This is a genomic window from Streptomyces sp. NPDC005494 (genome assembly GCF_042872025.1).
Taxonomy (GTDB): domain Bacteria; phylum Actinomycetota; class Actinomycetes; order Streptomycetales; family Streptomycetaceae; genus Streptomyces.
Genome location: NZ_JBIAJR010000002.1, coordinates 46416 through 56719, shown reverse-complemented (window position 1 = coordinate 56719; position 10304 = coordinate 46416). Strand labels below are relative to the sequence as shown.

The following is a 10304-nucleotide window of genomic DNA, read 5'->3' as shown; positions in this document are numbered from 1 at the left end:
CGGAAGCCGCCCTGGAGGACGCGAGGGCAGCGCGGGGTGGCCGCTCCCGGCAGAGCGCGGGAGCGGCCGGCGGTGCGGAGGTCAGCGACGGCCATGCCCGCCCGGGCCGCCGTCGAATCCGTCGGTGTCGATGCGGCTGGTGCCCTGCTCGACGTTCTCGATGTTGTGGTCGCGGGTGTCCTTCATCATCCGGACCTGGCTGACCGTGGCATCGGTGATCCCCACCAGCGCATCGCGGATGGACATCATGGTGTCCTTGGTGGTCTGCCGTTCCTTCTGCTCCTGCGGCTTGGCCTTCTCGGCGAACTCTCCTTCGGTACCCGGCCAGTTCACCGTGGGGGCCAGCTCGTCCAGGAACTCCTCGGTCATGCTCCTGGTCAGGGTGCCGATCTCCTCCAGCTGGCGCGCCAGGGCCTCGATGCGCTGCGGGTCCGCGTAGTACCGCTGTCCCATCGTCAGTCCTCTCCCTCTTCGCCGAGCGCATCCCGCCAGGCGGGGGCGGTCTTCTCACTCCCGCGTGCCGTGTCGTCGGCGTCCTCGCGGAGCACCTCGGGACCGAAGATGCGCTCCCAGTCCAACTCGAAGCCCTTCAGCTCCGGCACGTTGCTGCTGGGCTCGGTGAAGGGCTCCATCGCCTTCATCACGTGCCGGTGCATCTTGAGGCGCGCGGCGCTCGCCGCCTCCAGAACGCAGGCCGCCAGCTCCTGCGGGGACATGTCGCGGTACTTGTTCTCCAGGAACTCGATCGCGCTCAGCTCACCCTGCGGGCCGGCCGTGGCACGGACCGACCGGTCGGAGGAGAGCGCGCTGAACGACGCCGACCGCAGCTCGCGCTCGGTACGCGCGACCGCCTCCTGGGCGGCCTGGAGTTCGGCCATGGCCTTCTCCAGGCGCTTCTCCAGCGGTTCCGTCACGGCCGCTCCCCTCTCTCCGTCAGTCTTTCCGTGCGTGCGCGCGTCCGGACGTCCACGCGTCCGGCTCCGGTCACCGGTCCCTCAACTACGCTTTTGATCATGCCTGGTGCGGCTTCCAGGGCGGAAGCCGGGGCCTGGGTGCGCCTCTTCTCCACGCGGAGTCCGCGCGGTGGCCGTGTGGTGGTCACCGGCCGATGACGGCCGGGGTACCGCCCTCCTCCGTGCCCCACACGTCCGCGTCCTCCTCCAGGTAGTCGGCCGAGCTGGTGGCCCTGCGGCGCGGCTCCGCCTCCTCCTCCGGGGAGTCGCCGCCGGTGGTCGCCACCCGGGAGGCCGGGGCGAGGAAGGTGTCGCTGTCCTCCTGGCGGTTCCACGGACTGCGCCGGCGGCGGTTGCGGCGTTCGCTCTCCTCCGCGGCGTCGACGAGGACGGCACGCACGCGCTCGCCGTTGCCCTTCTCACCACCCCCGCCCATCCCGCCCATGCCCCCGCCCATCGGCATGCCGGGGCTTCCGGGCATGCCCGGGGAGCCGGGCGCGCCGGCCGTGGCGGCCGCGGTCACCGGGCTGCCCGCGCCGGTGGGGCTGTCCGAGAGGGGGGCGACCGAACCCACACCGTCCGTGGAGAGAGTGCTCGCCCCGGAGAAGTCACCGCCCGACGTTCCGGCGCCCGGCTGTCCGCCGCCGATTCCCAGCTCGGAGAACGGCACGTCCTGGCTGGTGGTGCCGCCACCGGTGCCACCGCCGGTGCCGTTCAGGCCGCCCAGACCGCCGAGCCCGTCGAGGATCCCCGAACCGCCTTGACCGCTCGATGTGTTGAGGCGGTTCAGGTCGACCGTCTCCGTCCTGCCCTGCGGGTCGGTGACGGTGGCGATGCCGGTCTCCGGGTCGATGACCTGAGTGGTGCCGTCGGGGAACGTGGTGCTCAGCCGGCCGTTGTCCAGGAAGGTGGTGGAGCCGTCGGGGTTGGTCACCCGCGCTCCGTGGGTGAGATCGGTCTGCACGGTGGTGCCATCAGGGGCGGTGCTGGTGAACATGCCGCTCTCCGGGTCGAACACGCCCTTGCTGCCGTCCGCGAACGTGGTGGCGAAGTCGTCGCCGACCAGCGCGGTGTTCCCGCCGGTCGGGGTCTCCAGGCCGGAGACGCCGGTGTCCAGGCTCCCGAGGTCGCCGAGATTCCCCAGGTCGCCGAGACCGTTCTGGCCGTTCAGGCCCCCGAGGCTCCCCAGGTTCTGCGTCGTGGTGGTGCCGTCCGGATCGACGGTCGTGGCCTGGCCCGTCGCCGGGTCGACGACCTGCTTCGTACCGTCGGGGAACGTGGTGGTCAGCTTGCCGTCCTCACCGAGCGAGGTGACCGACCCGTCCGGATTCGTCAACCGGGCACCGCCGCCCAGATCCTGCGTCGTGACACTCCCGTCCGGATGCGTGGTGGTGACCACCCCGCTGTCCGGATCGAACGTACTGCTGCTCCCGTCCGCGAAGTCCGTCGTCAGGCCACCCTCACCGAGCTGGGTGCTCCCACCGGTCGGCGTCTCCAAGGAGCCACCGGCACCACCGTTCAGGTCGCCGAGGTCACCTGTCGACACCGTCGGCAGTTCGGCGTTGATGTCGCCGAGGTCGCCGAGATTCCCCAGGTCGCCGAGACCGTTCTGACCGTTCAGGCCCCCGAGGCTCCCCAGGTTCTGCGTCGTGGTGGTGCCGTCCGGATCGACGGTCGTGGCCTGGCCCGTCGCCGGGTCGACGACCTGCTTCGTACCGTCGGGGAACGTGGTGGTCAGCTTGCCGTCCTCACCGAGCGAGGTGACCGACCCGTCCGGATTCGTCAACCGGGCACCGCCGCCCAGATCCTGCGTCGTGACACTCCCGTCCGGATGCGTGGTGGTGACCACCCCGCTGTCCGGATCGAACGTACTGCTGCTCCCGTCCGCGAAGTCCGTCGTCAGGCCACCCTCACCGAGCTGGGTGCTCCCACCGGTCGGCGTCTCCAAGGAGCCACCGGCACCACCGTTCAGGTCGCCGAGGTTCCCGAGGTCCTGGGTGATCGCCCGGTTCGCCTCGTCGGCGGCCCGGTTCGCCCCGGCCGGACCGTTGTTGAGCCCGCCGAGGTTGCCCAGGTTCTGGCTGACCGGGGCCGGCGTCGGCAACTGCTGGTCCCCGTCCCCGCCCGTGCTGTTCACGTCGCCCAGCCCGTCGAGGCTCGTGGTGACCGGGTTGTTCGCGTCTCCGAGGCCGAGGCTCTCGGTGACGGGGAGGTTCTCGTTCAGCAGGTCGTCGAGGTTGCCCAGATTCTGTCCGCCGGTCGCGTTGGGATCGTTGAGTCCGCCGAGGCTCTCCTCCACGGCCTTCTGCTGCTCCTCCGCCTCGCGCTTGGCCTCCTCCTGCTCCTTCCGCTGTTCCTCGCGCAGCTCGTCCTGGTACTTCTTGTCCTCGTCGCGCTGCTGGTTCTGCTCGTTCCGCAGATCCGCCTGGAGCTTCTTGGCCTCCTCCTGCTCCTTGCGCTGCTCCTCGCGCAGCTCGTCCTGGTACTTCTTGTCCTCCTCGCGCTGCTTGTTCTGCTCCTCGCGCAGCTCGTCCTGGTACTTCCTGTCCTCCTCGCGCTGACGCTCCTGCTCCGCGCGCAACTCGTCCTGGTACTTGCGGTTCTCCTCGTTCTGCCGGTTGATCTCCTCCTTCTCCTCCTCGGCCTTCTTCTCCTGGTACTCCTCCGAAGCCGTGCCTGTCGACTTGGGCTTGGGCACGTTGTCGGAGAAGTCCGCCCCCAGCTCGAGGAAGTGGTTGTTCAGAGCCGACTGCACCTGGGCCGCGGGCTTGCCCAGGTACTCGTCGACGCCCTGGGTCCAGATCTTGACCGCCTTGTCGCCGACCTTCGCCCAGTTCGCGATGTCGGCGAGGTCGCCGTACTCGGGGTGGACCTGGGAGAACCCGCCCTGCGGGCTGTGGCTGACCGTCGTGTTGTAGCGGGTGGTGTACGAGGTGATGTCCGTCTTGGCCACGTTGTTCGCGTCCACCCACTGGGCGAGGTCGTCCAGGACGTAGCGCAGAACCTGGTGAGGGTCGTAGTACGAGGATTTGGCCCAGGCCAGCCACGCGTCCAGCAGCTTGCCCGCCGCGTCCTCGAGGTAGGTACGGCCCAGGGACAGGGCACGCGAGTAGACCGTGTTTCCCGTGCCGGTCTCGTCTCCGGTGCCCACCGAGGAGTTGAAGGTCTCGACGTAACTGTCGTAGTTCTCGCGGATCTTCTTCAGCAGGCTGCGGAAGACCTCCGCCGCCTCGCCTTTCCAGCTCGCGTCCTCCCGGCCGAATCTGTCCTCCCAGTCCTTCAGGACGGTCGCGTGGTCCTTGAAGAACTTCGCGGCGAAGTCGAACGACTGGCCTGTGCTGTCGAAGGACGTGAGGTCGACGACGTCGGCTCCCGGCACGCCGAGGTTGCTGAACCGGGCGTCCTGCGTGTTGCCTCCCAGCAGCCCGAGAAGCGCTGCCCGCGGCCCGTTCATGTACCGGGCGAGCGGGATGGTGCTCATCTTGTCCTTGTTGTAGTCCGTGAACTCGTTGCCCTCACGGACCTGGGCGTCGTGGACGCTGTCCGAGCCCGGGCCGGCGAAGATGATCTCCTCACCGGCTTTCACGCGGCCCTCGAAGACGATCCGGGCCTGCATGATCGAGCGCTTCTTGCCGCTGTCGAAGAACCAGATGTCGTAGTCCTCGCCCTTGTTCGTCAGGAATCCGGAGTCCTTGACGAGCAGGCCGAGGCTGCGCTCCTTGATGTCCATCCGGAAGAGCTTGCCGCCGTGGTCGGAGCGCAGGGTGTCGAAGACGGTACTGCGGTCCGGAACCGGATAGCCGGTGATGTGGGTGACCAGGGTGGCCCAGGTGTCGGTCGACGGGTCGCCCGCGTTGTCGAACTTGTCGAGGTTGGCGACGGAGTTGGGATCGTACCGATCGGCCACCGGGCGCCCTTTCTGGTCGGTTGTCGGCCGTGTCGGCAGACGGCTGTCTCGTGCGGTGGTACTTCCGGGTGGTCCGGGGCCGCCGGGCTTCCGGGGCCTGCGCGTGGCTCACACGCGCGTGCCGGACGCCCGAGGCTCCTGGACCCGCGCGCGCAGGGGGATCAGGTGCCTTCTGTCTCCGACGACCCGCTGGTGAGCGCGTCGACCTCGTCGAAGGTCTGGAGCAGCGTCTGGGCGTCGATCGCGTCGAGGTTCTTGTCCTTGGTCTTGTTGGCTTCCTCGATCGTGTCGGTGAGCGCCTCCTTCAGTTCCTTGAAGAGGTCCATCTGATCGCCCAGCAGCTTGTCGATGGCCTCGGCCGCCGTACGGACGCCCTCGATCAGCTTCGGCCCCGAGACGAGGGGTTCGGTGACCATCCGGCCGATACGCAGGAGTTGCTTGTTCTGGTCGAGGTTGTCCGGGGTGGTGTGCCCGTCGACGAGGTGGCCGAGCGGCCGGATGTGGGCCCCGTCGCCGTCCTCGCGGTGCTTCTTCGCGGCGGTGTACACCGGCTGCACCTCGTTGTCCCGGAAGTTCTCCATCTGCTTGAGGTCGAAATGCTTGACGTCGGCCTTCTCACCGGCCATGGGGCGTCCTCCTGCCGTTCGGTGCCGGACGGGGATGGGGTGGTCCGGGCGGGCGACCCCCCCTGTACGGGGCGGCCCCGCCGGTGCACCCGCGCGCCCGGGAGCGCGCGGGTGCCTGATGCTCCCCGCCGGGTCGTCCGGAGGGGAGATCACGGACTAACGGGCTCGCACATTGCCCCAGTTGTCGGCGCTCTTGCGCTCGTCCCGGGAGTGGTTGTCGTGGATGCTCTGGACCAGCGCGCCGCTGTCCCCGAGGAGCAGGGCCATGTTCTTGGTCGCCTGGTCCCACTCCGCCTGCACGTTGCGGTACATCTGCTGGTCATCGCCCTCCCAGGAGGTGACGAGCGGCCTCAGCTCGTCCTCCAGGTTGTTCAGGGTGGTGATGATCTGCTGGGTCTGGTCCTTCAGCTCCTCGATCGCGTGCCGGACCGTGGAGTACTGCACATCGATGATGCCGTCGGCCATGACGTCTCCTTTTCGATGGCCGGGCCGCGGGGCCCGGGTGGCTCACGCGCTCCGGCCTCCTGGAAGGGGCCGGTGCCGCATGGTGGGGGTCAGCGCAGCGCTTCGAAGACGCCTTGACTGGTCTTGCTGTTGAGGACCTCGGTCAGGTCCTGGTTCTCCTTCGCCAGGCGGTTGGCCGAGGTCACGTTCTCCTGCAGCGCGTCGACCATCGTGCTGATCTGCACGACGACCTTCTGTGCCTCGGCGTTCCAGCTGCGGAAGAGCTTCAGCAGGGCCTGGCCCTCGTCGCCACCGACGCCGGAGCGCGCGGCTATCTCGGCGACGTTGTTCTGGACCTTCTCGACCGCGCTCCGGGCCGACTCCAGGGAGGAGACACCTCCCAAGCCCTTGGCATAATCCGCTTTCCTCGCGCCACTGTCCGCCATGTCGCGCTCCCTTCGTTGAGGCCGGTCTCGTTGCACCGTTGCCCGCTGAGGCTAAAGAAAGGCACTCGCTCGGCGCAACGCATGTAGGGAAGATTTGAGCATAGGTCAGCTGCCCGGATTCCCTTCATGGCACGGGAGTTGCCCGAATGTTTCCACGAGATGATGTCCGGCCCGACCGTCCGGGCAAGCGGTCCGTCACGCAACGCGATACGGCACGAGAACGGGCAGGGACGGAAGGCAAACGGGCACTCCCCCTGTTTGTTTCCGGCGATATGCGCGCTTCTGCGGGATTCCACGGAGGTGCCGGTCGATTGTCTGAGCTTTATCTGAGGTTTCCCGCCGTGCCCGGCCCATGCCGAATCACCGGTCGGCGCGCAGTTCGGGGCGGGATTTTTTTCCCGCCCTTCTTCCTTTTCCCGGCGCCGGGTGCGGCCCTTGCACGGTCAGGAAGCGGAGCCTGCCGGATCGACCGCGGCGACGGCGCCGGCCGTGCCACCCTTGTCCGTGCCGGCCTTCTCCTCACGCTCCGCCGGCCGCGTGCCGGTGGCGCATTCGGGAGCCGTGACCGAGGGCTCCGTGGCACCGGAGGCCGCTGCCGGGTCCAGGTCCGCACCGGTCGGGAGGGCAGCCAGCAGCGGTGCGGGGACGGAGGCGATGTCACCGGCCGTGTAGCCGAGCGCCGCCAGCGAGTCCTTGGCGGAGACCCGGTACTTCACCCCGTTCTCCGCCACCAGGTAGGTGGTTCCCGCGTGGGCGGCACCGCTCGCGTGCAGAGCCCGGACCAGGGCGCCGTGCCCTGGCCGTACCACTGTGGCGTCGGTCCGGACACAGGCCTTCCGGAACGGCTGGGCGGTTCCGTCCGACACCACGACCGGGGTGAGTCCGGTCAGCGGGACGATCACCGACCTGATCCGGGTGCCGCCGTCGTCGCCGTCCACCTGCGCGCACAGGGCGGTACCGCGTGGCGTGGACCGGGGGGCGGGCGGGGCGTCCGGCAGTCCGGCGGAGGCGGCGGGGCCGGAGTCCTCGGCCCGGTGGGTGCGCAGCGCGTCGGCGCCGAGCGAGCGCACCTCGGGTGACCGCCCTTCGTAGGCGTCCTTCTGCGTGGCCGGATCCCCCAGCACCAGGGCGGCGCCGAGCCGGGTCAGCGGCGCCAGGCCGTCCTCGCGCAGCAGGTGGTACGTGCTGCCGCCGCCGGGAACGCTGACCTTGAACAGCTGGCCGATCCGGCTCGCCTCGCCGCCGAGTACGGGGCCCTCCTCGCCGCGTCCCGTGACCGCGGGCGGTTCGAGAGTGGGACCCGGGGCCAGCGCGTCGAGGAAGGCCGCGGAGACCGGCATCGGCCGCTCGGAGGCGTAGCCGAGGGCGTTGCGGGCGTCGGAGGCCCGGTCCAGAGGCAGTCGGCTGCCTCGCCACACCAGGTATTCGGCTCCGTCCGGGCCACGCACGAGTACCCCGTTGTCGCTCCCGACCCCGCGGGAGTCCAGGGGTGCTCCCGCGACCAGGGTGGTGGCGCCGGGCTTCTCCACACCGGTGGCCGACGTGGCACCCGAGGTGCTGGGCAGGGCCCCGTCCGGCCCGGTGACGCACATGTGCCAGGCGCCGTCGTCGAGTTGGCCGGGACCGGGCACGCTGTCCGGTGCGCCCGGTATGCCGGCCGGGGCGCCCACCGGGACGTCCCGCAGCGAGGCGGTGCCGACGTCCGCGGTGGCCAGGTCCGCCCCGCCGATCAGCCGCGCCGAGGCGTAGTTGCGCACCGGGTGCAGTACGCCGTCGGTTCCGGTCCAGAGGTAGCGCGCGCCGGTGTCCCGGTTGACCACCAGGTGTTCACCCTTGCGCCAGCTGTCGTTCCCGCCGGGCCGCAGCAGTCCGTAGACGGTGGCGCCCGCCCCGATCAGGACGGTCACCAGCACGCCGAAGACCACTCCTCGGGTGGTGCGTCCGAGCGGGCTCTCGGGGGCGTCGGGGTCGGCCGTCAGCAGACCCGAACTGAGTCTGCCCATCATGAAACTGTGGGCCTGTACCTGGTCGCGCTTGGACTGCACAGCCTCTCCTCAACTCGTATCCCATGTCCTGCCTGCGGGGGTGCTCAGCCGAACAGGCCACGCAGCCAGCCGAAGAGGCCCACCACCCACAGGCTGAGCGGCAGCAGCGCGACGGCGAAGCCGGTGTGCGCGAGCTCCGCCGCACGCCCCCAGTACGGCAGCACCCGGCGGCCGGGCACGATCCAGGAGGCGATCACGAGGCCGGCCGCCGCGGCGAGCAGCACCGCGAAGACCACCACCCGCCCGTCGCTGTCGCTGTCCACGGCCCAGGCCCGGGCGAGCAGCAGCAGCCCCCAGACCCCGGGCACCGCCAGGGTCAGCCGCTGCCCGATGTGCACCAGGCCCCGGCAGTGGAGGAGCAGCAGCAGGCTCAGCGTGAGCGCGGTCAGCACCTCGGGCAGGTCGGGGTGCTCGGCGAGGACGGCCAGAGCGCCCGCGGTGACCGTGCCGGTGGCGGCGAAGAGCGCGGTGACCCAGCGCCCGGCCAGTTCGGTGCGCTCGGCCACCTCGTCGCCCGAGTAGGGGTCGATGCCCTCCTGGAGCTGGCCCGCGGACGACGGCAGCGCGGGCAGTCGCATCCCGGCCAGTTTGAAGGCGAACGGCGCCACCGCTCCGGCGGCGAGCACGACGACCGCGGCGACCAGCGCCACCGCCGCCGGCATGTCCAGTCCGGTGTATCCCATCAGGGCACCGGCGATCGCGGCGGCCACGGAGACCACCGCGGTGGCCAGCAGGGCGGGGGCGCCGACCGCGGTCGCGGCGAGCGCGATGACCGCGCCGCCCGCACCTGCGGTGCCCGCGGCGAGCAGCCGCGCGCCGACGACCTTCACGGCGTCGGGGCCGGTCAGGTCACCGCCGGGGAGCACCCAGCCGGCCAGTGCCAGGCACGGGGCGACCAGCAGGCCGAGCGCCGTCGCGGAGAGGCGGTCGCCGACCGCGCGGCTGGCGGATCCCGCTCCTGCGAGCAGCAGCAGCCCCGCGACGGCGGCGCAGGCCGCCCGGGAGGAGCCGGAGGCGGTCACCCCCGGGCGGAACACAAGGACGAGGGCAGCCGCGACGGTCGCCACGGCGGTGCCCACCAGCAGGCCGCGGGCGGCTCCGGGGTGCCAGGTGTGCAACCGCCGGCTCGCGGTGTCGGCTATCCCGTCCACCAGGTCGTCGAGCCGCGCCTCGGGCAACGCCTCGGTGTGCGGCCGGAGGTAGAGCACGGCGCCGTCGGCAAGACCGGCTCCGGCCAGGGTGGTCTCCTCGTCGAGCGGCGCGTCGCCGAGCCGCTGGAGCACCCAGCCGGCGTGGTCCAGTCCGGCCTCCTCGGCCTCCTCGCCGACGTAGCGCAGCAGCGTGGGCAGCAGGTCGGCGACCGGTACGTCGGCGGGGACCGCCAGATCGACGGAGACGCTCGGCGCACGTACGGTCAGGCGGCACGATTCGGCCACCGCACTGTCGGTCATCAGCTGAACTCTCGTCTTCCGTGGAGGCTTTGACAGGAGGATGCCCCCCGGGGGGCGGGGGACGTGGGAACGATACGGAAGGTGCGCACGGCCGGGAAAGAGCATCCCGGGCAGCGGAATTGCGGTCGCACGCCGGGCTGCCACCACACCCGCGTGGACAGGTCGCGTTCCGTGAATGCAGACTACTGCCTACGACCACCGGGTCGTGCTGCGGACCGGTCTCCATTTCCGGTATGCAATTGGCCGTCAAGGGAGTTGGCCGTCCCCACGCCATCCGCTCGTCCCATTCACCCGTTGTACACCCGCGTCATGTGGGCCCGGGGGAATCAGGGCGGTGCGGTCTTTCCCACTACCGGGTGCACCGGTATTCGGTACGGGCCGGAAGGCCAGTGAAACCGGAGGTTCTGTTCCTTGAGCGTGGTCCTGTTCCGA

Annotated in this window: 8 protein-coding genes; all 8 read right to left on the bottom strand. The window is 70.4% G+C overall.

Translation table 11 applies throughout. From position 1 onward, the window contains the following. Nucleotides 1-81: 81 nt before the first annotated feature. Nucleotides 82-453, bottom strand: coding sequence for a hypothetical protein (locus tag ACFYQ6_RS06230; RefSeq protein ID WP_361573319.1), 372 nt, complete (start codon nt 451-453; stop codon nt 82-84). 2 nt (nt 454-455) lie between these two features. Beyond that, the gene (locus ACFYQ6_RS06225) at nt 456-914 is read right to left on the bottom strand and encodes a YbaB/EbfC family nucleoid-associated protein (RefSeq protein ID WP_361573321.1); all 459 of its coding nucleotides are present in this window, start codon (nt 912-914) and stop codon (nt 456-458) included. A gap of 184 nt (nt 915-1098) precedes the next feature. After that, nucleotides 1099-4860 carry an AAWKG family protein gene (locus ACFYQ6_RS06220; protein ID WP_388761031.1) on the bottom strand — a complete coding sequence of 1254 codons (3762 nt, stop codon included), beginning with the start codon at nt 4858-4860 and terminating at the stop codon, nt 1099-1101. Nucleotides 4861-5021: 161 nt separating this feature from the next. Continuing rightward, nucleotides 5022-5486 (bottom strand): type VII secretion system-associated protein, encoded by a 465-nt coding sequence (locus tag ACFYQ6_RS06215; protein WP_356743459.1) that lies wholly within the window; start codon nt 5484-5486, stop codon nt 5022-5024. A 156-nt stretch (nt 5487-5642) separates the two neighbouring features. Further along, entirely contained in the window at nt 5643-5951 is a 309-nt protein-coding gene (locus ACFYQ6_RS06210) for a WXG100 family type VII secretion target (RefSeq protein WP_361573326.1), read from the bottom strand. 89 nt (nt 5952-6040) lie between these two features. Next, nucleotides 6041-6376 (bottom strand): hypothetical protein, encoded by a 336-nt coding sequence (locus ACFYQ6_RS06205; RefSeq protein WP_145805774.1) that lies wholly within the window; start codon nt 6374-6376, stop codon nt 6041-6043. Nucleotides 6377-6819: 443 nt separating this feature from the next. After that, nucleotides 6820-8421 carry a type VII secretion protein EccB gene (gene eccB / locus ACFYQ6_RS06200; RefSeq protein ID WP_388761027.1) on the bottom strand — a complete coding sequence of 534 codons (1602 nt, stop codon included), beginning with the start codon at nt 8419-8421 and terminating at the stop codon, nt 6820-6822. 44 nt (nt 8422-8465) lie between these two features. Next, nucleotides 8466-9872, bottom strand: coding sequence for a type VII secretion integral membrane protein EccD (gene eccD / locus ACFYQ6_RS06195; RefSeq protein WP_361573330.1), 1407 nt, complete (start codon nt 9870-9872; stop codon nt 8466-8468). Between the last annotated feature and the right edge of the window lie 432 nt (nt 9873-10304).